This window comes from Litoreibacter ascidiaceicola, from assembly GCF_900129235.1.
GTDB lineage: Bacteria > Pseudomonadota > Alphaproteobacteria > Rhodobacterales > Rhodobacteraceae > Litoreibacter > Litoreibacter ascidiaceicola.
On record NZ_FQUV01000006.1, the window covers coordinates 88618 to 113946 of the forward strand.

Below are 25329 nucleotides of genomic sequence, written 5' to 3' on the forward strand. Positions count from 1 at the left end.
AATTTGCCAACATTTTCTTGGAGTACGCAAGAATTGCCGTCACGCGATACTTAGCGTCTCTTTGTCGTTTCTTGCGGCCTGTAGTGGCGTTGGTCCAGATTATGCGCCGCCAACCATTGCGCTTGCTGACAGTTTCGTTGAGGGCGGCTCAGCGCAAAAGGGCGAAACCACCCAGATCCAATGGTGGACAGATCTGAATGATCGCAAGCTGAACGATATCGTGACCCAAGGTCTCGGACAGAACTTGAGAGTCCACGCAGCGCTTCAGGCGGCCAATGCGGCTCAGGCCAATGCCCGCGCCGCAGGTGTCACCAACCAGATCGGCGGTGATCTCAGCGCGTCGACATACCGAGTGGATGTCGACGCGGACACGGTTGGGTTGCTGCCCGACACCTTCCGCTCCGCCACCCTAAGCGCGGGATCGGCCTTGGCAGGCATCGGCAGGAGGCAGGAACAAGCGCTGGCCTCCCTCGACGCAGCCGACTTTGATGTTGGAACCGCCCGCCTTGCCTACCTGTCGAGCGTAGTCGGTGCCTACATTGATGCGAGATATTATCAGGAGAGGTTGGAACTAACGCGCCAATCCATAGCAAACAATCGTCGCATCCTGGAAATCGTGCAACGCGAACGCGATATCGGGCAGGCTGCTGAACTGAATGTAGCGCAGGCAAAGGCACAACTCTCAAATGTATCAGCGCAATTGCCGACGCTTGAAGCTGCATTTTTGGCAAGTGTTTACGGGATTGCGACACTCGTGTCGGAACCTGCGGGGCCTCTATTGAAGAATATGCAGGCCGGTGCCCTGCAACCGACCCCCAAGACTTCACCTCGCATCGGGACACCTGCAAACTTGCTGCGCAACCGGCCGGACATACGCGCAACAGAACGGCGCTATGCAGCGGCTGTGGCGTCAATTGGGGTCGCCGAAGCTAAGCTCTATCCTACACTAGCCTTGAGTGGGACGATCTCGCTTGATGGCGATAGTGACGGATCGCTCTTCGGCCCCTCCCTTACGCTACCAGTCTTCAGCCGCGGCGCATTGAAAGCCAGACGGGACGCGGCCACCGCAACGGCGCGGCAAGCAGAGATTCTGTGGCGCGCGTCTGTCGAACAAGCTGTTCAAGACGTACAAAGCGCACAGAGCGCGTACCGGCTATCGCGGCAAAAGGTGACACGCCTGCGCGAGGCGGTCTCGGCGAACAGAACGGCCTTTGATCTGACTGAAAAAGCCTATCAGGACGGCGCGATCGAGCTGTTGGATCTTCTCAAGGCAGAACTCACGCTCACCCAGACCCGAGGGTTGCTGGCTCAGGCGGTGCAGCAAAACGCCGCCAATTGGCTCAGATTGCAGATTGCCACGGGAAGCGGATGGGCCGCACCGCGGGAGGATCGGGATGAGGGTTAAAAAGTCAGAGCCGAGGCCTGCACAGGTTTTTACAGCTGCCGCCCATTCGCCTGATACAGGTGGCATGACCCGACGCACTCTTTTGATGTCATTGAGCGGGGCCACCCTGTCGGCTTGTGCACCGCGCGGGGTGCTCTCGATGGCGGGGGTTTCGGAGAAGTCAAAGACGCAACTGATCTGGGTAGCAGCGGCACCCGGCACAAGCATGGTCGCCGCCAATCCAGCCTTTCGCGATAAGATCGCATCGATTTCTCCTTTCGCCCACATAGAGGTCTCAATTCCTGAGCACCATGCGCTTGGCCAAGTCGAATGGCCGGACACAGACCCCGATCCTCTACGGGATTTTCTTGTCTCTGATCTGGAAAACTTGACGACAGAGGAGGTCTTTCTAGGGGCAATCGCCAAAGATCTATCGCCGGATCAGGAAATTGGCGTCTTCATCCACGGCTTCAACACAACCTACCCCGAAGCAATCTACAGGCATGCACAAATTGCGCATGATTTCGATCTGGTTGGGCCTCAAATCACCTTTGTCTGGCCTTCGGAAGGCAAACCCCTAGGCTATCTTGGTGACAGGGATAACGTGCTTGTCGCCCGCGATGCACTGCTGCGTTTTCTGGAGCGTTTGACCGCGCGCTTTCCTAACAGGGTTGCAGTCGCGGCCCATTCCATGGGGGCGTTATTGTTAATGGAAACGCTAAAACAAGCATCAGTTGCTCGAAGGCCCTTGGCTGATCGCCTCGCGGGGCTCGTGTTGATTTCACCCGACATCGGTATGGAAGTTTTCATATCTCAGGTGGAAAATATCCCTTCCCTGCCGGACCAGACTCTGGTGATCGTATCACAAAAAGACCGTCTACTGCGCCTATCGCAGCGCCTAGCGGGTGGCAAGGTGAGGCTGGGAGAGGGCAATGATATCGACGCATTGCAGCGCCTCGCCATTGTTGTGGTTGATCTTTCCAATGCTACAGGAGGGGATCCTAGAAACCATCTTACTGCAGTGACTTCACCAACCGCCATTTCATACCTGAGGGCGCTCATCAAAGACGAAACCGTTCTAACGGAAGCGATGGGATCGACGCCGCTGCTCCTGCAATTTCCGTCGCTACTTTAATATTCGGTAAGGCGCATTCGGCAAACTGCAAACGGACATTCATCAAATAAGGAGCGGGCAGCTGGTGAAAAAGCTGCCGATTGATGTTCGTCAATCTTCACGTTCAGCCGGAAGGTATCTGTGAACAACCCCAAAGTGAGAGGATTGAAAATGAACAAGGATCAAAAGGCCAAAGATACTGGCTCTCCGATGACCAATCTGATGGAAGTAATGCAAGAAGCCAGCACGACAATGATGCCCGGTTTCGGACTGGAATGGTTTGAAACCATGAATAAAGTTGGCACGGAAATGCTGGCTTTCATGTCGGAGCGCGTCAAGCAGGATATCCAGACACAACAAGACCTTTTGCAAGCGAAAGACATTGGTGAGATTCAGAAAATTCAGGCAGACTTCGTCAAAAAAGCGATGGACGACTACGCCGCTGAAATGACCAAGCTGATGGATATGGGAAAAACCCACGAAAAGCACGCCATTCCAGTCTGACGAAACCAGTCGTTGTCGATGCGATCGGGGTGGATCACATCTTAGACCTACGGATCGAACAGACCTCCCTCTATCCTTTGATCACAAAGAGCGAAAGTATTCTCATGCGCGCCCTGATCTAGCAAACGGATCAGGCAGTTTTCCTGACACATTAACGTGAGATACCACCAGTCACTTGGTGGCATCATGCAACGCTTTTTTGGTGCGCTGAAACCCCTCAGCATCACCGAACTCTACAAACTCATGGTAGTGCGCATGACGCCCTTCCATGCGTTTTGCATGTTTGATTGGGCACCAATGTTTTTCAGTACGGCCCGCGATCTCGACGGCATAGGCCAGCAATCCATTGCCGTAGGAACAATACATGCAGTTCAGCTTTTCCAATCCGTTCAGATAAGAAAGATGCTTTCGATCGAACGTGATAAAGTTGCGACGCTTCACCTTCTCTATGCGGTAGATTGGAAAACAAACGGCCTGATAAATTGTTATGAAAACATCCAGCAAAACGAACGGAATTATCATCGCGTAGATCACTGGTGCAGTCAGAACGACCAAGGGTCGCGCATCAGAAAGATAGGACGACAAACTCTGTTTCATCGCCTCATGATGCCGCCGAACATCTTGCTCGAACACCGCGCGACCCCGCTCCAAACGGTAATTGAATTGGTTTCGCCGTCGGTTAAACTCTTCCTCAAGCTCATCTTCCATCGCGCGGACACGCTGGACGAGGATCGCAACTTTATCGGACAATTCTCTACCTCCAAATTTCGGATAATTTCCCACTTCGATGCCTCGGGAAAAATAATCAACTACCCCAAGGTCTCTATCTGCGTATCAATTGGTTATATCAGCCGACGGAACTGATGGACGCAAATCAGACTGTTCTATCGACAATATTCGCCGGCTTGGACTTCGCCCCCATTGGTGATCGTCCGCGTAGTAAAGTCGTAGCAACCGGGCTTTTCCGAGGGCGCGTAGCGGATGTACTGATCCTCACCTTCATAACTGTAATCCATGCTACGGCTTCCATCGGGGTTCTCGGTAAAGACGAGGTTCTCAACCCCACCTTGCGGCGGCCTTCCTGGCGCAGCACCGCGTCCGCCTGCAGCGGTTAGTGGCCGCACGCGGGGGAGCCGATCAAAATCGGTCACGACACCCTTTAAGCATTGCACGATATAAGGCGCGCCCGACGAGGTGTGGTAGCGATAACCGAAAACCTCGTCCCGCTGCCCGTTGCAGATGCCAAGGTCACCTTTGGCAATCTGCGATCCATCCGGATTGTTGTCGCCATAGATAGGAAAGCCATCGAACGCCCACCCGATGATCGCGGCGCTACCCACATTCGCCATCTGGACAATCATGCAGGTCGGCTTGGCATGGTAGTGGTAGTCATCACCGCGTCCGGCATGGCCTCCGCAGACATCGAGCTGCCCCGTCTGAATCGTGTCGTGCCGCGCCTGATGATGCGCCAAATCGGTCTCGGTCATCTCGCCGCCGCCTGTGTAGTCGTAGATCGGCACGCCGTTGACGGCGACACCCAACGCAGCGTCACGTGTCAGCGGCATCGTGCCGAGAGTCGAAACCAACAGGATCGGCGCTGCGTAGTCCGCTGGTACTGGGACTTGTTCGTTCGTTCCGACAATGCCCGTCATTTTTTCATGGTCCGGATAGGTGTCAGATCGAATGATCGCGTGGCTGTCGGTGCAGGTGACCGAGACGCTCCCGTCAAATCCCGCGTCAGCCACGGAGTCCCTGACCGCGGTGCAGTGGTCTTCATGGGCTGACGCGGCAGTCGCGGTGGCGATCAGGGCCAATGTGGCGATTGCAACAGCAGGGAATCGGATCATGGTTCTGGCTCCAGTATATTGTGACCTACTCGACGGTTTGGCGGCACAGGATAGTGTTGCTTTGCTCAAGATCAGGCCCCCAAATCAGGCGGGCATCCTCTACCCAGTCGATCCGGTCGTAGCCGTCCTTGGGGCTGACTTCGCGTTCGGAAAACTCCTTTGCCTGCGGCCAGTTCGAGGCATCGAAGCCCGTCCGATCCCACCCGTTCGGCTCGTCCATTGCCTCGAAGGCACAGACTCCTTTACCCGCGACGGGTTTCGCCTCGCCTTCGCAGGACTTATCCAGTGGTGCTGTATGAGTAACCAGACACTGCCAGTCGGCAGTGCTGATGGAAACAGTTGCACCCGCCGCATCCTTGATTTGGACAATAACGCCGCCGTCGCCCATCTGCTGTCGACGCGTCCCAATATACTCTAGGCCAGAGTCATTCTCCTTGAAGTCCTTGGCAACGAGACCAATCACAAATGGCCGTTCTGCCTCGAATTCAAAGCTCTCGGCGTTGAATGATCGCTCGGTCGTGATCGGTACGCTGTCTTCGGCTACTTGCGTGCCGTTGATACGCATTTCAAACCAGTTATCGGCCCAAACATCGGCAGAAAAGGTCTCGGCAGGAAGTGTGTTCGTGGAAAGAAAAAGCAATGCTAAGGTCGCGAAAACGCGTTTCATGCGTAGTATCCTTCTGACTTGTACGGGCGATTGACGGGTTTTCGTAGCTGATTTGTAAAAGGTTCCCTTAAGTCAGACGTTCAGTCCATGGCATCCATGCTCGCATAGGCTGACCAACTGCATTTTGCGGGTACAGCCTATCAGTTCGGTGTGACCAAACATGCCTACTCCGTCGCGTGCGCAAAGGCATCATAGGCGCGGAGCGCTTCGGCACCGTACACAGTCGATGGCCCGCCACCCATTAAGATCGCAACACCAATCATCTCACCCACTTCCTGCCGGCTCGCACCTGCCTTCAGAACGGCCTGGGAATGATGGGCCATGCAGCCATCGCAGCGCACCGCAATTGCGATTGCAAACGCGATTAATTCCTTTGTCTTTACAGACAGTGTCCCATTCTCAGTCGCATTCATCACCAATCGACCAAATGCTGATGTCGTATCGGGGATCAATTCTGCCAGATCAGCATAGCCTGATTGATACTCAGCGGCGATCTCAGGAAAGTTTTTCATTGGAAGCGTCCTTTCTTGGATTTATTCCTTTATGGCTACGGGAGATTGCGCAGGTCTGCTTGACCTTCATCAATAGCCAAGCTGCACGTCGGCCAAGCGCATTAAGGTTTACACAGTCAAGTTCTGACGCGCGGACCGCGCAATTAGCACCAGCGCCGTGCCTGTACTGATGAAGTCGATTCCTACGAGCAAACCGAGGATTATCGCCGACGCTTCTGGTAAGACAGTCAAGATGTAAACTCCCAAAACGATACTAATGACTGCCGACGCAAGGCCCCATGCCCATCCCAAAGCAGGCCGCGCCCAAAATGCGAAGGCCATCTGTGCCGCGCCTGTCAACATCAGAACTATTGCGACCAAAACCGTCAGCGCGATTAGTCCCTGAAGTGGAAAGACCAACATCAAAAGACCAGTTGCAAGTGTGATAAGCCCAGAGATCATCTCCCACACAAACAACCTCGTGCTACGCAGCGAAAACGCGCCCACCACAGCGACGCCGCCGCTGATAGTCAAAAGCCAGCCGATCAATATCTCTACAACCAACGAACTGAACAATGGCATGAGGACGGCCGCCACACCGAGGAAGATCATCACTATACCTCCCCACAAGAGACCTGTGCGCAACTTGGTCAAGATGGTCGTGGAATCTATTGCCACAAACGGGTCGGTATTAGTTGTCATTGGAGATTTCCTTCTGTGTTGGTGCGCAAGCGAACTCGACACGAAAACGCGGCGGCTATTCAACCACCGTCGCGTTTATCTGCATCGCGATAAATGCCGGTTCTCCCATCCGCTGCAGCAGCGATAGTTGCAGCTCGAGCCACGACATATGGCCCTCTTCGTCCATTGCTGTGCGTTCAAAAAGGTCTCGTGTGCCGATGTCATGGGCGTCGTCGGCCTCGCGCGCAGCCCTAGAGTAGAATGAGATCGCGTCTTTTTCATCGACGAGATCAGCTTCAAACATCTCTTGCAGGGATTGCGACAATGTCGGAGTTTTTGCCGCCGTCATAACTGGGACGCCCCCCAGAAAGATCATCCGCCGCGCATATTCTTCGGCGTGCCCCAGCTCTTCCAGCATCTCTGCGCGCATCTTAACCGCCAGCTTGTCCAAGCCCCAGCTTTCGGTCGTCAGAATATGCAGCAAGTATTGATTTACCGCAGCGAGTTCCATTGAAACGGCGGTCTGTAAATTTTTCAAAGTTTTGCTGTTTTCAGTCATGGTGTTTCCTGTCGAATAAATGGGGGTGCGAGATGAACATGTCGACATGCGCGCGTCAGGCTTCACTCCAAGGATGGACATGAACGTCTTTACCAGAGTGGCCCTTCAATATTTTCACGGCCAAATCTTCTTTCGCGGAATCAACGGTGCGAACCCACAAGAGGATGCCGCCGTTGCGGATCTGGTTGGCGTAGTATTCTTTGTGGTGTTGACCTACACGGCGCGCCAGCAATGTACCTACGACAACCGCAGGGACACCGCCAATCGCGATTGCTGCGATAGAAGCTGCCAAGGCGCTGGCAGGCGTAAGCATCGCTGCCATTGCAACAAAGGAGCCTAGAAAGAAGAAGCCTCCACCGATGGCACCCTCCAACTCTCCAATCGCCTCCTCGGACACAAAGGCCGCGCGTGGTGCATCGGGATTGTCCTCCAGATCAGCGGCATGCCAGTAAGCTGACCCAAGCTTTTCCGTCATCGCCTCTTTGCCACCAAGCAGGCTGATATCGGTGCGGCTGAAACCAGACATTCGCAAATCATAGATCGCTGCTTGAAGGGATTCAAAACTGTCAAAGACACCAACAGCTTCGGCAACATCTATGTAGGTTGTGTGTTTTGGGGTCGGGTCAGTGGTCATCGTAAGCCTCCGGTCATTTCCAAACCGAATTACCGCGTCGCGCCCGATCGCGATTGATGCGTGTCAATTTCCTGACATCTCAGTTGACACTTTGGCCTAGTTCCAGCGTAGAGTGTTCAACGCTGCGCTAGTGGCTGAAGGCGACGGGGCCAGCCCGCCCGATTTTCATCGCCAGCTGAAGCCTTCCGATATGAGCTAATGAAATTGGATCGGCAACAAAGTACCCTTCCCACGTAAACCGATGCAATCGGAATGGAACTCATAGATAGAAGGAGGGGAGCTCTTGCCACGACAATGCGAGTACATTTTTGGGTCTGTGCCTCGTCTTGCTCAATAAGGCTTTCGCTTTCTCTAGGGCTTGAAGATCGACGGTTAAGCCCAGCGCTGCAGCATGTATTAAACAAACACTAAGTCGGTTCATTCCTTTACGGGCGATATCTGCTATTGTGTGCCAGATTGGGGCGAGGGTATCTCGAATGTCACGCCGGTCAATATCAGCAACGGGAATCTCGCCGAGTTTGGGAAGAACATGGATTTGGAGAGGAGACATCTATCGCCCCGCCTTGCCGTCACCCTTAAAATCAGCCTTACCGCTTTCATATGCGTCTTCCGTAATATCACGCAGCAAGTGGATATACCTAGCTGCATTTCGCTTCCTGCGCTCACGCTCCTTTTTCGGGTCTAAGCCGCATTGTGCGATTGATCTGGTCGCGGCTGCTTTCGCACGAGTTTCTTTGAGAATAACTTGAGATAAGGGTCCGAGCCCCCTTTTCTCGCCGCCTGCCGTGAACAGTAATGCGCAGAAACCATTGCGCACCACCATCCCTACGTTTGTGTAGCCAGAGACCTCCGCCGTCTGAATATTTCCCCGGTTCGCTCTACTTGATGCCTAAACCTGTAAGCTTGTGAATGGCCGCCAAATCTGTCCACCTTCTTATCCACCCTCAAATATTGAGCAGGAGGGAAAACATTGGACTGCCTTGGAACAACTAAGTAATTGTAAAGATGCAAATTAGGTCAGAATGAAACAGGATGAATGGCCAAAGCGATGCCTCTCCTGGGCACCATTTCTAAATCACAAGTGATGTAGGCGGCGGGTTGGGCCTAAACTCCATCTGTAGACGAGATGTATGGCCTGCTTGATGCAGCCCCCTCACGACAGGAATTCTGCTTGGATCGTACTCCCACGCACCGCCTCAACGCAGGTGAGGATATCCGTGACCGGCAGACCTGTTGCGCGTTGCAACTCGGCTTTGTAGGGCGGCAGGTTGGTGCATTCCAGCAGCAGGTGCTTGTGGTGTGATCGTTGGTGGCCCGAAACGAAACTGGTCAGTTCTGTAGCCACGCGCTCGGTATCCAGTTCGCGCAAATTTTCCGTGATGACGCGCCGCAAATGCATGTCCGGTGGCAGCCCGATAACTCCATTCCTGAAGCTTAAATTCACCCCGAAATGCAGATCGGTCAGGCTGGCTGCATCAAAGGTTAGGATCAGGACCTCATGCGGATCATAGCGCTGGCTGAGGCTTTCGAGCGCAATCAGCGAGGAGCTGATAAATGGTTTCTTACTGCGCAAGGCAAGATGGGTCTGCCAGTAGGACAGAAACCCGCAAGAGGTGGTGACAACATCGCCTTTTGCCGCCTCCAACGGAGACTCGAAGGGCGTAATATCAATCAAGTCAGGGCGGGCGCTGACCACCTGAGCGACCGTCGCCTTCGGGACGCGGAGAATCTCGACCGCCCCGCGATAGGTCGCCGGACAGCCAACATCACCGGGCACCCGTGGAAAGTCGGTATCCAGTTGCAACACTGTAACCGCAGGAGACTCCATATCTATTGCCGGATGTTTTCAGGCAGCCATGTCGCAAGCCCGGGGAACGCCACAAGGATCACCACCATCAGCAGCATCAATCCGACCATGGGGATCGCGGTCTTCGAGATATAGCCGATCTCGTGTCGCGTCATGCCTTGCAGCACAAATAGGTTGAACCCGATGGGTGGCGTAACCTGCGCCATTTCAACAACCACGACAATGAAGATGCCGAACCAGATCACGTCGATGCCGGCTTGGCGGATCATCGGCTCGACAATGGCCATGGTCAGCACCACCGACGAAATCCCGTCAAGAAACATGCCCAGAATGATATAGAACACCGTCAGCGCCGCGATCAGAACGACGGGCGACAGTTGCATCTCGTCGATCCATGCGGCCAAAGCCCGTGGCAGTCCTGTGAACCCCATGGACAGCGATAGGAACGCGGCACCCATCAGGATCAACGCGATCATCGCGGAAGTTCGGGTGGCCCCCATAAGGCTTTCAAAGAACGCGTCTAGCGTCAGGGAGCGTTGGAACAGCGCAAGCGTCAGAGACCCCAACACACCCACCGCAGCGGCTTCCGTTGCGGTCGCCCAACCGAAATACATCGAGCCGATAACCGCAAACACCAAAAGCAGGACCGGTATCAGGAACCGGCTTTCGGCCAACATTTCACCAAAGCTCATGGAGGGTTCAGGCTCGGGACGTTCATGCGGGCGTAGAAAGTGCCACCCGACGATGTAGGACATGAACAGCGCCGCCAGTACCAGACCGGGAATGATGCCCGCCATGAACAGTTTGATGATGCTCTCGTTGATCGACACACCGTACACAATCAGGGTCAGCGAGGGTGGGATCATCAAGCCAAGTGTCGCCGCGCCTGCCAGCGTCCCGACGATCATGTATTCGGGGTAGCCGCGCTTGCGAAGCTCTGGAATAGACATCTTGCCCACGGTTGTCAGTGTCGCAGCGGACGAGCCGGAGACCGCGGCGAAAATCGTGCAGCCGGCAATATTGGTGTGCAAAAGCCCCCCCGGCAGCCAACGCATCCACGGAGCCAGCCCGCGAAACATGTCTTGTGATAATCGGGTGCGATACAGAATTTCGCCCATCCAGATGAACAAGGGCAACGCGGTCAGGGTCCAACTGCTCGCCCCTGTCCAGATGGTGGTTATCATCGCGTCGCCTGCGGGGCGGCTAGTGAACATCTCCATGCCAACCCACGCGACACCCATCAGAGCAAGGCCAATCCAGATAGATGACCCCAGCAGGGTAAACAGAACGAACAGGAAAACGATGGTGGCGTAAGCTTCGGTCATTCGACCACCTCCGACACAATGGGATTCACACCGGTAACAAGCATCCGGTAAAGTGTGTCCCAAAGGGCAATTGCCAGCAAAACGGTGCCAATGGACATGGCCAATTGTGGGATCCAGACGGGAGTATAGACCAGCTCGGACGAGCTGCCTGACATGGCCTGCCCCCACTCCCCGACTGCACGGCCCGGCAGAGAGAACAGCGTCACAACCCATTCGGGGATCTGGTCTTGGCCTTGGGTCCGGTCGTTGAGCATCTCGGAAAAGATGTTCGCCTTGATCGCGTAGCGGGCAAAATACGTCGCAATGACAGCGGCCCCAAAGACCGCGAAGACATCAAGCCACCGCTTCAGGAACCGCGTGGAGTTCAGAATAATCGACACCCTGATATGCGCACCCCTCGTTAAGGCATGACACAGCGCGAAAAAGGACGTGGCGGCCATGGCATAGCCCGCAAATTCCGTGGTGCCGGGCAAAGCGACACCGGTCCAGCGGGCAATCATTTGCGCCACAATCAGCAGCAGGATCGTCACCATGAAGCCCGCGGACACGACGCCGCTTGCAAGATAAACTCCGTCAAGCACGCGCCATAGGGGGCGCAGTAATCGCTCCATACGAGGACCGGCAATCAGACAAATCACGCCTATGGCCGTTGGCAGAGCAAACAGCCAGACCCAAAGGGGCAGACCCATGACGGGCGACCAGTCGCGCATGGTATGGCCTCAATTCTTTAGGGAAAAGTGCACCAGCCCCACATATTGCAGGGCTGGCTATGCGTTACTTAATTGGCGTTATAGGCATCAATGATTGCCTGACCGTCGGCACCAGCCGTTGCCAGCCATTCTTCGGTCATTTTTGCGCCAATCGCTTCCAGTTCGGCAAGGAACTCGGGTCCCGCATCGGTTACCGTCATGCCGTTTTTGGCCAGCTCTTCAAAGTAGAAGTCGGACAATTCCGCCGATTTCGCAGCACATGATGCGGCGGTCTCGTCGGCAGCTTTTTGCACGCCAGCTTTGACATCATCGTCAAGGCCTTCCCATGCTTGGGTGTTCACCATCACATAGTTGCGTGGCAGCCATGCGTTCACTTTGTAGTAATGGCTTAGATGCTCCCAAACCTTGCGGTCATATCCGGTAGAGCCAGACGAGATGAACGCCGAGGCGACACCCGTGGCCAAGGCCTGACTCAGTTCAGCCGCCTCGATCTGCACAGGGATCATTCCAAGCTCTTCGGCAAAGGTCGCGGTTGCGGAGTTGTAGGACCGGAACTTGATCCCTTGGGTGTCAGCCGACGATTTCACTTCCTTGTTGAAGTAGAACCCCTGTCCCGGCCATGGGCAGGTATACAATGCCACCAAATTCAGATCGGCAAGCTGAGCGTTCACGGTGTCTTTGGCCGCATCCCAAAGGCGGGCATTGTCTTCGTAGCTTGTGGCAATGAAGGGCAGGTTATCCCAACCCAGCAGCGGGGCTTCGTTGGCATGGGCCGACATGAAACGCTCGCCAATCGGAACCTGACCCGTCTGGATCGCACGCTTGATGTCACCACCGCCGAACAGCGAGCCGCCCGCGTGCACAGTTATGTCGATTGCGCCATTGGTATACTCACGCACCTTGTCCGCGAAGATAACACCATGCTCGGAATGAAAGTTCGTGGACGCATAAGCCATCGGCATATCCCAAGATTGGGCATGGCCGTCAGCCATAGCCGTACTTGCCGCCAATACGCCGAAAACACTGGCGCAGGTTGTCTTCATAATCGTTTTCATAGCTGTCCTCCCAGACGATCTTGCACTTAACGTGCTGAATGTTTCATCGGATCAAACGGTGCCAAATCTATGTTGGGCTTCTTTCCGTCAATCAGATCAGCGATGATCCGACCCGTTTTGGGGCCACCTGTCAAGCCGACGTGCTGATGGCCGAAAGCGCTGAAGCTTCGTGCTGACGGGTCATTCGCCCCGATTAGCGGCAGGCTGTCGGCAGGGGCAGGGCGGTGCCCCATCCACTCTATGACCTCGTCATACCGCAGGTTGGGCAGCAACTCTGCCACCTGTCGCCGAAGCAAATTGAACGGCGCACGGCTTGGCCCTTTCTCCAGCCCGCCGAACTCGACCACACCCGCAGCCCGCAACCGGCCATCCATGGGTGTGATGACGAACTTACCGCTGGCAACCATCATCGGAGATTTCGGCATCTGAGACGGATTGGTCAGTTCGATATGATACCCGCGCTCGCTTTCAAACGGGACCTTGACGCCAAGCTTATGCGCAATCGCCTTCGACCATGGCCCCATGGCAAAAACGATATGGTCCGCCGACATGTCGCCATCGGCGGTGTTGAGAGCCGAAATCTCGCCATCAACCACCTCGACATCCTTCACCTCACAAATGTGTAGCGAGCCACCTTGCGACACAAAGTGATCCGCGAGTGCTTTCACATATTTGCCGGGATCAGAAATGCGTCCGTGATTTTTGCACCGTACTACCGTCTCGAACGCAGTGCCGAAGATCGGATCATAATTTACGTAAGTCGCGCCATCCACGACCTCGTAGTCGTACCCAGCAGCTTTCCGCTTTTCCCAACCATAGCTATCGGCGTCATAGGCGGCCTTGGTCGCGTAACCAAAACAGTAGTCTTCCGCACCGATAAAGGCCTCGGCCCCGGTGCCTGCTGCCAGGCTTCGGTGCTGCTCGACGCTATCATGCAGCAGAGTTGCCATCGCGTTGGCATAGTAATCCACATGCACATCGGTGGCATAGCCCAGATAGCGCGCAAGGAAGGGCAGCAACTTCGGCAGATAGGACCACTTCAAAAACAGCGGCGCGTTCGGGCTCAACAGCATTCCCGGTGCCCGTTTCAAGAGACCCGGAGTCGTCACCGGAACCACGGCTCCGGCGGCAAGTACTCCTGCATTCCCATGGCTCGTCCCGCTTGCCGGACCTGCTTTGTCGACGATGGTGACGTCATGCCCGCTGCGTTGCAGCCATATTGCACATGACACACCAACAATCCCCGCCCCGACTACAATGACCCGCATTTCTTCACCATTCTGTTTGCTGCTTTTTGTGTCCCACAGCGAACTCTTGAAAGGAAGACTGTCTTTTGCCCCCATGGCATAACACGCAAGTTTGGGTATCATCACCGATTAGAAGCATCCTGCTATGGAAGGAACAGCATTGCTGACTGTCTTACGCGCTTTGGCGCATCATGGTCGGTATGCTTTGGTAGCAGGGCTTTTGGCCGGATTCTTGCTGCCGGATCTGGCCGCAAGGTTGAAGCCGTGGTTGCCGCAACTGGTGGTTCTTTTGCTATTTCTGACAGCGATTAGGATCGGGCCCGCCGGCGCATTGAAGGGCCTGTCGAACATCCGGCCAACGCTGTTTGTGGTGCTAACCTTCCAGCTGGCGCTTCCGCTCGCAGCGCTTGCCGTTTCGCATCTGCTTGGGGTGTCGCACTCCCCATACGTGTTGGCATTGGTTCTGGTTCTAGCGGCCCCGGCCCTAAGCGGCAGTCCAAACCTGTCGATCATGCTGGGGGCTGATCCAGAACCCGCCTTCCGCTTGCTGGTTCTGGGCACAGCCCTGCTACCGATCACGATGCTGCCCGTCTTCTGGCTGCTGCCCCAATTGGGTGACCTCCAATCAGCCATCATTGGCGCCGCCCGTATGCTTGGCGCAATCGGCGTGGCAATCTCTTTGGGGTTTGCTCTTCGCTTGTTTGCGCTTCCAAATCCAAGCAAGGAGCAAACCGAAGCCTTTGACGGCGCCATGACTGTGGCCTTGTTTGTCATCGTGATTGGCTTGATGGCCGCCCTGCGCCCCGCATTTGAGAAATCACCGTCAGAGGTGTTGGGTTGGATGCTGCTCGCTTTCGCAGTCAATATTGGCATGCAGTTTCTAACATTCCTGGTGCTCGGCCGTTTGGGTTGGGACACCGAAATCGTGCCGTTCTCGATCGTATCCGGCAACAGAAACGTCGCCATTTTCCTTGTGGCAATGTCGCCGGAAGCAGCCGAGCCCCTGCTGATCTTCTTGGGCTGCTATCAAGTGCCGATGTACTTGACCCCGATCCTGACACGCGCGTTCTACCGCAAGGTTTGAGGTTGCCAACCCGATAGACGTCGCCGTTATTGAATATCGAACCCAAAGCGCTTATTCCGCTGGGGGAACTTCAAGGGAGCCTCACGCGTGGCCAATTTTCTGCACCAAGGCGACCTGCCTGACGATCTAGACCTCGGCTCAATTGTAGCCATTGATTGCGAAACGATGGGCTTGAACCCGCACCGTGACAGGCTGTGTGTTGTGCAACTGTCTGGTGGTGACGGAAATGCGCATCTGGTCCAAATTGCCATCGGCCAGTCGGAAGCCCCAAATCTGTGTCGCATGCTTGAAGACACCAACGTGTTGAAACTGTTTCACTTTGGCCGTTTTGACATCGCCGCGATGTATAAAGCGTTCGGCGCACTCACTGCACCCGTCTATTGCACCAAAATCGCCTCCAAACTGGTGCGCACTTACACCGACCGTCATGGCTTGAAGAACCTGCTGCAAGAGCTTTTGAACGTCGACGTTTCCAAACAGCAACAATCCAGCGACTGGGGCGCGCCTGAGCTTACGAAAGCGCAGCACGACTACGCCGCATCAGACGTTTTGCACCTGCACCAGCTAAGAACAGAGCTGAACCGGATGCTGGAGCGTGAAGGTCGCATGGAATTGGCGCAGAACTGCTTCGACTTCCTACCGACCCGCGCTCGGCTGGATTTGGCCGGCTGGCCTGAAATTGACATCTTCGCGCACTAGATAAAGTAGATGGAAAACAAAACCTCACCCGAGACGTTTCTGAAAATTGGCCGCCGTGTCATTGCCCGCGAAGCAGCGGCGCTGGAGCTTCTGGCAGATAGCTTGAACGACAGCTTCGCCGACGCCGTAGAGCTGATGCTCGGGGCCACCGGACGCGTGATCATCTGCGGTATGGGGAAATCCGGTCACGTTGCCCGCAAAATTGCGGCGACCTTGGCTTCGACCGGAACACCTGCACATTTTGTCCACCCTGCGGAGGCCAGCCATGGTGATCTGGGCATGATGGCTCAAGGTGACGTGGCCCTGATCCTGTCCAACTCCGGTGAGACGCCGGAGCTTGCGGATGTGATCGCCTATACCCGCCGTTTCAGCATTCCAATGATCGGCGTCGCGAGCCGCGCCGAAAGCACCTTGATAAAGCAAAGCGACGTTGCACTGATTTTGCCCAAAGCCGAAGAAGCCTGCGACACCGGCGTTGTACCGACAACATCGACCACCATGACTTTGGCCTTGGGTGACGCGCTGGCCATCGCGTTGATGGAGCATCGTCGGTTCACCCCTGAAAACTTCCGTGATTTTCACCCCGGTGGAAAGCTTGGCGCGCGTCTGTCCAAGGTGTCAGATTTGATGCATTCCGGCGAAGAGCTTCCGCTTATCGCCATGGACTCCCCAATGTCGGACGTGCTGATCGCCATTAGCCAAAAAGGGTTTGGTGTGGTGGGCGTGGTCACAGCTGAGGGCGACCTAGCGGGCATCATCACCGATGGTGACTTGCGGCGTCATATGAAGGGGCTGCTCGACATGACAGCAGCCGAAGTTATGACCGCCAACCCGAAAACCATCGCGCCAGACGCATTGGCTGAAAAAGCCGTCGCAAATATGAATGAGCGCAAGATCACCTGCCTGTTTGTAACTGCGGCGGGCAATGGCGGCGCACCACTGGGCATCTTGCACATTCACGATTGCTTGCGCGCTGGCGTCGCCTGACGCATGGCCCGTGTTGACAACAGGTACTCTCGCTTCGTGCAGTGGGCGAAGATCATCTTCCCCTTGGTGGCACTTGGCCTGTTGTCGACAATGTTCCTCTTTTCGCGCAATCTAGACCCGTCGGACGCCATCCCCTTTGCAGAGATTGACGTTGAGAAAATCGCACGCGAACAGCAACTGACCGCCCCGCGTTTTTCAGGCACGACCAGCGATGGGTCTGCCATTGTTGTCGATGCTGAGCGCGCTGTTCCCGATTTGACTGATCTGCGTCGCTTGACCATCAGCAAAGTCGTCGCGCGGATCGAATCTATCAGCGGCCCATCTTACGGCATCATCGCAAATTCCGCAGTGTATGACGGTACCGTCAACACGCTCGATCTAGAAGGCGATGTGCGCCTATCCACCTCCACCGGATACAAGCTTGAAACGAATAAGTTGGTCGCAAATCTGGTCGCAACTGAAATCACCGCGCCCAACACTGTGACTGGACGCGCGCCAGCCGGTGTTCTGCAAGCCGGCTCAATGGCGCTTACTACCGACGGCACTACACAGGTTCTTGTTTTCAAGAATGGCGTGAAGCTGGTATACGATCCGAAAGAGTAGAGGGTGACCATGACTGTTATTTCCAGAATTGCTGCTGCAACGACGCTTGCCCTCTTCTTGATTGCCGGATCGGCTCACGCCCAAGGGGCTTCGGTAGCCTTTGGCGGGCTAAAACATGACGCCTCTCAACCTGTCGAAATCACTGCGGATGAATTGACCGTTGATCAGGCAACGGGAAGCGCGGTTTTCACCGGAAATGTCGTCGCTGGCCAAGGCGAAATGCGCCTGAGCGCTGGTCGCGTGCAGGTGCAATATGCAACCGAAAACGGGCAAGCCACGGGACGGATCGACCAATTGGTCGCGACTGGCAACGTTACGCTGGTGAACGGCGCAGAGGCAGCAGAAGCAGAGAAAGCCGTCTATTCCGTTGGCGGTTCACAAATCGTGATGACGGGGAATGTGATCCTGACCCAAGGCATCAATGCCTTGTCAGGTGAAAAGCTCACCGTTGATCTAACATCCGGTTCCGGCCGCATGGAAGGCCGCGTGCGGACGATCTTTCAAACCGGCGGCAACAAATGAGCGACGGGTCGAGCCTTAGCGTTCAAGACGGCTCATCTGGGCTGAAGGTTCTGGGGTTACGCAAAAACTACAAGCGTCGCCCTGTTATTCGCGACGTCTCGATGGAGTTGGCCCGCGGCGAGGTCGTCGCACTCCTAGGACCGAACGGTTCTGGCAAAACGACCTGTTTCTACTCGATCGCAGGGCTGGTAACGCCAGAGGCAGGCACGGTGACTATCGACGGGAGAGACGTCACATTGCTGCCGATGTACCGGCGCGCAAAACTTGGTATCGGGTATCTTCCGCAAGAAATGTCTATCTTTCGCGGCCTGAGTGTCGAGGATAACATTTTGGCGATTTTGGAAATCGCCATAAAAGACCGGACTAAACGTCGGGAACGACTGGAGGAATTGCTGAACGAATTCTCCATTGGGCACCTTCGTCGCGCACCTGCTTTGTCCCTGTCCGGTGGCGAACGACGGCGCGCGGAAATCGCGCGGTGCCTTGCCGCTGATCCGAAATACCTGCTTTTGGACGAGCCTTTTGCAGGCGTTGACCCGATTGCCGTTGGTGAAATTCGTGGACTTGTCGCTGATCTCAAGAAACGCGGTATTGGCGTGCTGATCACAGACCACAACGTGCGCGAAACGCTCGAGATCGTGGATCGTGCTTATATTTTGCACGACGGCCATGTGCTGATGAGCGGGACCACCGATGAGGTCGTCAAAGACGAGAACGTGCGTCGGGTTTATCTTGGGCAGAATTTCCGGATTAGTTAAACCTTTCAGGACCCAAAAACCCAACTTCCCAATCAATCTGGTTGACACAGGGCCCCCGCTCGTCGCCAAATGGGGTCAATGAGTGATCGACGGCCCCAGGCTTTGGTCTTGCCTTGCGCAAACCTCGAAACGGACACGTCCCGCACCCTCGGGCGATACCAGACACTCAATCCAAATCCGGCCACGAATTCCAATTTTTGGTCGGTAATTTCCCCTATAGATCAATAAGGAGACGCCATGCGGTACCAGATCACGGGCAAACAAATTGACATTGGCGAAGCGCTTCAGACTCACGTCAGAACCGAACTGGGTAGCATACTCGAAAAATATGCAGGGCGACCCACTGATGCGACTGTCATCTTCTCCAAGAACGCCCACGAATATGTCTGTGAAGCTATTGTTCACCTCAGCACTGGGCTCACCACCCAAGCACGTGGCCATAGCACCGAAATCTACGCTGCCTTTGATTCCTGCGGCGAGAAAATGGACAAGCAACTGCGTCGCTACAAGCGCCGTCTGAAGGACCATCACAAGGATCGATCACAACCAGTTGAACTCTCGGGCGCATCCTCCTATATCCTTGCCGCAAGCGGGGGGTCGGACGACTCAGAACCCGAAAACCTGCAACCAATCATCGTTGCGGAAATGGAAACCAACATCCCTTCGCTATCGGTCGGGGAGGCCGTGATGCAGATGGAAATTGCGGGCGCACCTGTGCTAGTATTCCGCAATGAAGGAAATAAGAACGTCAACGTCGTGTATCAGCGCGAGGATGGCAATATCGGCTGGATTGACCCCGCAAGCAGCTAAAAGGCCTTAACGGCCACGTTCAGAGAGCAGGCCATGCAGATCTCGGAAATCCTGACCCAGTCGGCTGTAAAAGCCGTTTCGTCGGTCACCAGCAAGAAACGTCTCTTTCAGGAGATTTCCGAGATTGCGCACTCCGCGCATGGCATACCAACAGGCGTTTCACTGGAAGCGCTCTTAGAACGCGAATCCCTTGGCCCGACGGGTGTGGGCCATGGGGTCGCCCTACCGCACGCTCGCGTCAAAGACCTTGATCACGTCGTGGCTGTATTTTTGCGCGTTGAGCGGCCACTGGACTTCGATGCGGCTGACCGGCATCCGGTTGATTTGTTCTTTGCGCTTTTTGCACCGGAATCCGCGGGCGTTGATCACCTCAAGGCGCTGGCACTGGTGTCCCGGACGATGCGCAACAACGATGTGTGCACCAAACTGCGGGCAAACACCGATCCGACCTCACTTCATGCGATTTTGACCGAGGCACAGGAATCGAAAGCGGCTTAGTTTCCGTCCCAACGCCCGAAGCCGAAGCTGATGTAGTCCTTGCGGTAGGCGGCCATAGCCAGTTTTTCCAATTCATCGTCGTAGATGTCAGCAAGACTGAACGGGCCAATCTCTGGCTCGTTATGTATTAAAACCGTTTCCTCCCCAAGCGACGCGGCAAGCGCGTTCAGCCCGTCGGATAACTCGTCTTCGCGCAGAATGGCATCTGGAAGCACCACGCCCGCAGCACCTTGCAGCAACGCCGATTGCGTGGCCCACACTGCATCAATGCGGATGCTGGTTTGGCCCGCAAGGTTACCTTTCAAGAACTTCAGGAATTTCGCAAACGCGGCCCGATGCTCGATTTTCGTGTACCCATCCATGTCACCTTGGTTGGGAACCGCGACGCCATATTTGTTTCGCATGACCTTTCGAGGATCTGAAAAATTGTCGTCCCGTTTAGGAAGGATGTATTCGCAAAATACACGATGCGCGCGCTCCAAAGGATGCCGAAGCACGGTAAAGCTGCGATGCCCCGGATGGCCACGCTTCCATTGACGCAAGATCTTTTGCGACAGGTTCGTTTGAAGATCTTCCACGTCAACATCGTCAAGAGCCGCAAGCCAATCAAGAACCGAGGCTTTTGGCGATGCGGCTACGGGAATGAACAGCAGTGGAGCCTCGGCCGCTAGGTAGAATCCGGGAACACCCGGGCCGCGACGCGGTTCAAAGTTCGGGGTGTTCGACAACGCAAAATGGTCGATGCTCGCAAGGTCTTTCACCATCTGGTCATAGTTGGTGACCTTGTCCTCCAGCTCGCTTGGATTTTGCTTTTTGACCGAATTAGGTGTAGCAGCAATACGTTCGCTTGAGCCGATAAACCGCGCCATTCCGTTCAACACATCGACATCGCCGATGTCTTCGTAAGCGACATAGAAACCGGTTTGGCCCGATACCTGCATACCCTTGAGAATATCCAGCTGAAACGCTTGCTTGGCTTCCAGATGGGTCAGAAACTCGTCCCGATCGAATGTAATCGTTGCGGAGCGGAGCTGCTTCATATCAGAGAGCTTCCATTGCCCCGTTTGCGCGGCAATCTTAAGCGACACATAGCTGTCTAACGGATTTCGCGTCAGAATGATTTTGGCGCATTTCGGGTCTTCAAGCACATGCGCCATGACCCGCGGATCGTGGTCATTGAAGAAGCGGAAACCGGGAAACCCGTCCGTATTTTCCTTCATCCGTTCTATCAACGACAGCGGTGAAATCTCTCGCTGTGCCATGTCAACACCGAACAATGCATCCTTATTATGGTGTCCGACAAAATGCGGATTGTAAGCCTCCCCATAGCAGTGAAGGTCGCTGAACTCGTTCAGGCTGGCTTCAAGGAAGTTAGAGCCGGTACGCATCTCTGCGAAGACAACAAAATATTCGAATTGCTTGCTCATAATCTACTTCACCAAATAGGGGCGGCCGCCCTGTGGTTTTTCAGCGCTGTCCTGAATCAACGGGAAATCACCCATCAGATGCGGGCTCATGCCCTGATTTTTCAGGTTCTGCAGGAACTGCCCAAATCCGCTTAGGTCCGCCATAACCGGAACCTCGGAAAGGCGTCGCTGTCCGATACCACCAACCTCATCAAGGATAGTCTGCAAATTTTCCATCGGGTTTTCGATGAATTCCGCAAGGCTCCAGATACGGACACGCGCTTTGGTCTTGCCCATGCGAAGCAGGTCCAAGTGAGCGGTTTCAACACGTTGAAGATGTGCGGCTTCTTTCCTCAATTCCGAGAAGTTCTGGTTCGAATGGAAAAGCGGAATAGCCCATGCGCCTGAAATGACCGAGATTTGGGCATTCCCGTCTGTGGCTAAGAACTCCGAAATTTTCTGGTCGTCCGCTGGGCCAAATTGAAAGCACTGATGCTCCCCTCGCGTGTTCCACACCAAGTTCGTCAAGAATGCTCGTGGGTTATACTCCCGTAGCGGCGCGCTATCTGGCAATGCGCCGTTATAGACTGCATCACCGCCAGCAAAATGGACGCGATCCTTGGCAAACAAATTCCCATGCACCCGGTTACCAGTCCGTCGGGCAATCCAGGCCTCGAAGTCCTCGAACAGATCGGCGAAACCTTCGAATACGGTGTAGCGACCGCTGGTCTTCCCATTCTCCCATCCCTCGTTCGGGAATCGACCTTGCATATAAAGACCCGCGCGCCCACGCGTTCGACGCTCGGTCGCACGACTGAAAAGCCGGTCAATCTTCAAAGGGTTTGGCTCTGCCATCACCAAAGCACTGGACGCAGGGACCAAAAACTCGCGGTAGAGACGCTCCGCCTGAGGCCAGATTTTCCTTGCTACAAAACAATCCGAACGACGTAGCAATTGCAGGTGGTCATCGTAGAAAACATGCGGCTTTCCCTGAAAATCGAACTTGGACAAGGTCAGCGACCTGCTTTCGATTTGCGTCGAATACAACCGTGCTAGACTCTGAAAATAGCTCTCATCGGGAATCCATACGCGCTTGAAATAGCGGTCAAACTCTTCGCGCCGTGGATCCTGCAAAATTGCCGAGAGAGTCTGTCTCGTCAAACACCACCATTGCGAACCAAGATGTGGTGTCAGGCCATCCGGAATGCGGCGGGTCATCTTCAAGCGTCTTTGTAGATCGACATAGCGGTCAAACAACCGCCTCTGCCGCTTCCACGAAAACGGGAATCTCAGCGTGAACCGTTCTTGATCCAGACCGCCGACCGTCCAGTCAACCTCATCAGTCGTAACCGACTCGATGAAATCTGTACGCGGGCGTTCATCCAGATAGGTTTGAATCTCTTCCACCGGCCTCAAGGGTATGCACGATCCACTGGAAAGATATACGTGACGCACCTCGGTGAAGGTATCCAGCATCAGCTCGCAAGCAGATTGCGTGGCCGCGACAATCGACCAGTTTCCCCACTCGCAGGCGTGACGGTCGGAAAACCTGACATTCTCCAGATCGGCGAGCTTTCCCTTAAAATATTCAAAGGTCGGGCCATCCACACGCTTGTCGACATGGATAACAATGGGTTTCCCGTGCTCGGACCAATGTCTTGCAACCTGGGCTGCGCGATCCAGTGCGTCGTGCACCAACATGACAAATCCAACGGTCATGCCCAGTTTCCTTTAGACATCAGGCCCAAGATCTCGAGCTGCCGCCAGTTGATATATTTCTCCGACCACTTGCACCACAAATCAGGATCGTCGGACAGGCCGCTATGATACGCTTTGTATTCGTGACTGTTGGCAAAGTGCTCTTTGCGCTGCAATTCCTCAGCAGATTTACTTGTGAAGGTGTCGAGAAACTTCGCGTGCAACAAGCAGCCGGACGTCTTCTCGCCCCCCCATTCGTCGTAGACGAGGTTCAACCCGCGAGGGAGCAACATATGCGACGAGCTTACATAAGCGTAGCTGCGGTCCCATCGAACAAGCGGAACCTTGTTTAGAGCAGGGGCCCTTTCTGGCTTGTCAGCAAAAAATGCACGGGCGCGCGGGCCACCTTGGATCCAGAGGTTTCCGTATCTTTCGTTCTTCTGGATGGAATAATTTCCACTATCGAACCAGTGGACGTGCTCAAATGGATCACGACCAGCCTCATACCTAACAGAGTCGATTGGTCCTTTCGGGTACATATCCAGCAGCATGGTCCCGAACGACTTGACCGAGGACGCATCCAGCCAGTCAGTCAACGCTCTAATCGGACGCGTGTCACAGAAGGGGTAGACAAGAAACTCGTCGACATCGAGCACAAGCGACCAATGCCCGTGTCCGTATTTCCGCAACAGCCAGTTTATCCAATCAACCCCGAATCTGGAGCGCTTGTAGCTATGGTTCGTGCCAAAAACCGATACATCGGGCTGGGCGGTAAGGTAGTCCGTGGTCCCATCATCCGAGCCGTTATCAACGAATACGAAATGATCAACGCCAAGCTCCCGATAGTATTTCAGAAAGAACGGCAATCGAACGACTTCATTGCGCAAAGTGCAAAACACGATGATGTCAGACTTCGCAATCTGGCTTGTTCTGTTCTTCACAGACGTAAGCTGACGCCGCTTGCGAATTGCCCGCAAACGCCACCGCTTCCGTTCCATACGGAGTCTATATGATTTCAGGAGACCCATTATCCGTCACCCCTGACCACGCGTCTTAGAGTAGCTTCGTAACCGCCGCGTTAACGGCATCAAAATGATCCGACCAAGTCGGAATTTTCGGTTTCTTTGCCTTGTGTGCGTGAACGAGGTCTTTCTGCCTCTGCTTTGCCTGCTCAAGTATTGTTTTTTTCCAAAGGTATATGTCTTGCAGGTCTGCGTAAACGGGGTAGTCGCCCAACACCTCACGATGAATGGCAAGATCGCCACAGAGCACAGGAATACCTATCTGCGCAGCTTCGAGTGAGGGCAAACCAAATCCTTCTGCGATCGTAGGGAAAAGCAACCCGTGAGACCCCACCAGCAATTGCCGCAAAGCCGGGTCGTCCATGTCATTGTGTTCGTGCAGCCAGCACTTGCCGCGCCAAAGGTCCAAGCGCTTGAACGTCTCTTCGTTCTTCCAACCGCGTTGCCCGACGATGTGTAGCGCCGGTATCTGGTCATCTGGAAGCTCGCTTTCGAACTGGCCCCAAACGTCTAGCAAAAGGCCGTGGTTTTTGCGGGGCTCAATTGTGCCGATTGTGACGAAATTGGATCTATTATTGACAGAAGGGCGAAAATTTTCGTCGCACGGTGCTAGGCCAAGATGTGACGTCACATAGTCAGGATGCGCATCCCACTGGTCGAAATAGTACCTTGCGCGGCTTTCCGTATCAGCCGAATTCGCGACAATCAGATCGCTATAACGCGCGACCACACGCATCTTTTCCTCAAACCGTTGAACCGTTCCCTCACGCTGGAACTGGGGCCAGTCCAGCGGAATGAGATCATGAACCAGCGTCGCAACGGTTAACCCAGCTTCACGAGCGCCTGACAGGCTGACCTTGTTCAAATTTGAATGGCCAATGTTAAAGTAGACGCCGTCCGCAACAGGAAGTTGTGGCAAGATATTCGGCCCGGATCGAACAACGGCGAGCCGCCGCAAATCAGATTCAGCCTCCCCTCGCGCTTTTGGTGTTTTCACACCCAATCGTGCTCGGATGTCGCGGGCACCCCAAGGAAGCTCCCCCAAAAGCTTTGATCTGAAGACTAGCAACCCCGCGCGATCCAAAACGACATGGCCGCCAGATATCCGTGCAAGCCCGTACAACGGCTCCGAAGCGCTTAAACACCAGTCCAGGTAGGCAAGCTCGACACGGTCAACACCCGTAAACGGACCACGGCCCACACGAGACGTAAGCCGT

Annotated in this window: 28 protein-coding genes; 11 read left to right on the forward strand and 17 right to left on the reverse strand. The window is 54.9% G+C overall.

Annotated features, from left to right (window positions below):
• Positions 1–61: 61 nt before the first annotated feature.
• The 3 genes from BUB72_RS13235 (at position 62) to BUB72_RS13245 (ending at position 3002) form a co-directional block, all read left to right on the forward strand.
• The gene (locus BUB72_RS13235) at positions 62–1405 is read left to right on the forward strand and encodes an efflux transporter outer membrane subunit (RefSeq protein WP_175549163.1); all 1344 of its coding nucleotides are present in this window, start codon (positions 62–64) and stop codon (positions 1403–1405) included.
• Between the two features lie 64 nt (positions 1406–1469).
• Positions 1470–2519: an alpha/beta hydrolase gene (locus BUB72_RS13240; RefSeq protein WP_175549164.1), complete on the forward strand. Its 1050-nt coding sequence runs from the start codon at positions 1470–1472 to the stop codon at positions 2517–2519.
• A 120-nt stretch (positions 2520–2639) separates the two neighbouring features.
• Positions 2640–3002 carry a phasin family protein gene (locus BUB72_RS13245; protein WP_139250683.1) on the forward strand — a complete coding sequence of 121 codons (363 nt, stop codon included), beginning with the start codon at positions 2640–2642 and terminating at the stop codon, positions 3000–3002.
• A gap of 171 nt (positions 3003–3173) precedes the next feature.
• Here BUB72_RS13245 and BUB72_RS13250 read toward each other — a convergent pair whose 3' ends face one another.
• The 13 genes from BUB72_RS13250 to BUB72_RS13315 form a co-directional block, all read right to left on the reverse strand.
• Positions 3174–3785, reverse strand: coding sequence for a hypothetical protein (locus BUB72_RS13250; RefSeq protein WP_245814849.1), 612 nt, complete (start codon positions 3783–3785; stop codon positions 3174–3176).
• 101 nt (positions 3786–3886) lie between these two features.
• The gene (locus BUB72_RS13255; protein ID WP_073144587.1) at positions 3887–4849 is read right to left on the reverse strand and encodes a YHYH protein; all 963 of its coding nucleotides are present in this window, start codon (positions 4847–4849) and stop codon (positions 3887–3889) included.
• Between the two features lie 25 nt (positions 4850–4874).
• On the reverse strand, positions 4875–5516 hold the full coding sequence (locus tag BUB72_RS13260) for a PEBP family protein (RefSeq protein WP_083588677.1): 642 nt from the start codon (positions 5514–5516) through the stop codon (positions 4875–4877).
• A 164-nt stretch (positions 5517–5680) separates the two neighbouring features.
• A complete protein-coding gene (locus tag BUB72_RS13265; protein WP_073144591.1) occupies positions 5681–6028 on the reverse strand; it encodes a carboxymuconolactone decarboxylase family protein in 348 nt (115 codons plus the stop codon).
• A gap of 108 nt (positions 6029–6136) precedes the next feature.
• Complete coding sequence (locus BUB72_RS13270) at positions 6137–6709, reverse strand: HdeD family acid-resistance protein (protein WP_073144593.1); 573 nt, start codon at positions 6707–6709, stop codon at positions 6137–6139.
• A gap of 55 nt (positions 6710–6764) precedes the next feature.
• Positions 6765–7295, reverse strand: a complete 531-nt coding sequence (locus BUB72_RS13275; RefSeq protein ID WP_342742166.1) for a bacterioferritin — start codon at positions 7293–7295, stop codon at positions 6765–6767.
• A 7-nt stretch (positions 7296–7302) separates the two neighbouring features.
• Positions 7303–7881, reverse strand: coding sequence for a hypothetical protein (locus BUB72_RS13280; protein ID WP_073144597.1), 579 nt, complete (start codon positions 7879–7881; stop codon positions 7303–7305).
• 259 nt (positions 7882–8140) lie between these two features.
• Positions 8141–8431 carry a phage integrase central domain-containing protein gene (locus tag BUB72_RS19280; protein WP_073144599.1) on the reverse strand — a complete coding sequence of 97 codons (291 nt, stop codon included), beginning with the start codon at positions 8429–8431 and terminating at the stop codon, positions 8141–8143.
• Positions 8432–9034: 603 nt separating this feature from the next.
• On the reverse strand, positions 9035–9709 hold the full coding sequence (locus BUB72_RS13295) for an aspartate/glutamate racemase family protein (protein WP_073144603.1): 675 nt from the start codon (positions 9707–9709) through the stop codon (positions 9035–9037).
• Positions 9710–9711: 2 nt separating this feature from the next.
• Entirely contained in the window at positions 9712–11013 is a 1302-nt protein-coding gene (locus BUB72_RS13300; RefSeq protein WP_073144605.1) for a TRAP transporter large permease, read from the reverse strand.
• Positions 11010–11723 (reverse strand): TRAP transporter small permease, encoded by a 714-nt coding sequence (locus BUB72_RS13305; RefSeq protein WP_073144607.1) that lies wholly within the window; start codon positions 11721–11723, stop codon positions 11010–11012. Before BUB72_RS13305 ends, BUB72_RS13300 begins: the two co-directional genes overlap by 4 nt.
• 68 nt (positions 11724–11791) lie before the next feature.
• Entirely contained in the window at positions 11792–12778 is a 987-nt protein-coding gene (locus BUB72_RS13310) for a TRAP transporter substrate-binding protein (RefSeq protein WP_073144609.1), read from the reverse strand.
• A 26-nt stretch (positions 12779–12804) separates the two neighbouring features.
• A complete protein-coding gene (locus BUB72_RS13315; RefSeq protein WP_073144945.1) occupies positions 12805–14046 on the reverse strand; it encodes an NAD(P)/FAD-dependent oxidoreductase in 1242 nt (413 codons plus the stop codon).
• 124 nt (positions 14047–14170) lie between these two features.
• On the opposite strand from BUB72_RS13315, the gene BUB72_RS13320 reads away from it, so the two are divergent.
• The 8 genes from BUB72_RS13320 (at position 14171) to BUB72_RS13355 (ending at position 19986) form a co-directional block, all read left to right on the forward strand.
• A complete protein-coding gene (locus tag BUB72_RS13320) occupies positions 14171–15109 on the forward strand; it encodes a hypothetical protein (RefSeq protein WP_073144612.1) in 939 nt (312 codons plus the stop codon).
• A gap of 87 nt (positions 15110–15196) precedes the next feature.
• Positions 15197–15808 carry a ribonuclease D gene (locus BUB72_RS13325; protein ID WP_073144614.1) on the forward strand — a complete coding sequence of 204 codons (612 nt, stop codon included), beginning with the start codon at positions 15197–15199 and terminating at the stop codon, positions 15806–15808.
• A 9-nt stretch (positions 15809–15817) separates the two neighbouring features.
• The gene (locus tag BUB72_RS13330; protein WP_073144616.1) at positions 15818–16795 is read left to right on the forward strand and encodes a KpsF/GutQ family sugar-phosphate isomerase; all 978 of its coding nucleotides are present in this window, start codon (positions 15818–15820) and stop codon (positions 16793–16795) included.
• Positions 16796–16798: 3 nt separating this feature from the next.
• Entirely contained in the window at positions 16799–17398 is a 600-nt protein-coding gene (gene lptC, locus BUB72_RS13335) for an LPS export ABC transporter periplasmic protein LptC (RefSeq protein WP_073144618.1), read from the forward strand.
• 9 nt (positions 17399–17407) lie between these two features.
• Entirely contained in the window at positions 17408–17920 is a 513-nt protein-coding gene (lptA, locus tag BUB72_RS13340) for a lipopolysaccharide transport periplasmic protein LptA (RefSeq protein WP_073144620.1), read from the forward strand.
• Positions 17917–18678: an LPS export ABC transporter ATP-binding protein gene (gene lptB / locus BUB72_RS13345; protein ID WP_073144622.1), complete on the forward strand. Its 762-nt coding sequence runs from the start codon at positions 17917–17919 to the stop codon at positions 18676–18678. Before lptA ends, lptB begins: the two co-directional genes overlap by 4 nt.
• Before the next feature lie 237 nt (positions 18679–18915).
• A complete protein-coding gene (gene hpf / locus BUB72_RS13350; RefSeq protein WP_073144624.1) occupies positions 18916–19488 on the forward strand; it encodes a ribosome hibernation-promoting factor, HPF/YfiA family in 573 nt (190 codons plus the stop codon).
• A gap of 33 nt (positions 19489–19521) precedes the next feature.
• Positions 19522–19986, forward strand: a complete 465-nt coding sequence (locus BUB72_RS13355) for a PTS sugar transporter subunit IIA (protein WP_073144626.1) — start codon at positions 19522–19524, stop codon at positions 19984–19986.
• Here BUB72_RS13355 and BUB72_RS13360 read toward each other — a convergent pair.
• From BUB72_RS13360 to BUB72_RS13375, 4 genes are read right to left on the reverse strand one after another with little or no spacing between them, the layout of a single operon-like run.
• Entirely contained in the window at positions 19983–21413 is a 1431-nt protein-coding gene (locus BUB72_RS13360) for a nodulation protein NodH (protein WP_073144628.1), read from the reverse strand. The genes BUB72_RS13355 and BUB72_RS13360 overlap by 4 nt on opposite strands.
• A 3-nt stretch (positions 21414–21416) precedes the next feature.
• Positions 21417–23111 (reverse strand): DUF5927 domain-containing protein, encoded by a 1695-nt coding sequence (locus BUB72_RS13365; protein ID WP_073144630.1) that lies wholly within the window; start codon positions 23109–23111, stop codon positions 21417–21419.
• The gene (locus BUB72_RS13370) at positions 23108–24118 is read right to left on the reverse strand and encodes a glycosyltransferase family 2 protein (RefSeq protein ID WP_073144633.1); all 1011 of its coding nucleotides are present in this window, start codon (positions 24116–24118) and stop codon (positions 23108–23110) included. Before BUB72_RS13370 ends, BUB72_RS13365 begins: the two co-directional genes overlap by 4 nt.
• 25 nt (positions 24119–24143) lie before the next feature.
• Complete coding sequence (locus BUB72_RS13375; RefSeq protein ID WP_073144635.1) at positions 24144–25313, reverse strand: glycosyltransferase; 1170 nt, start codon at positions 25311–25313, stop codon at positions 24144–24146.
• Positions 25314–25329: the final 16 nt, after the last annotated feature.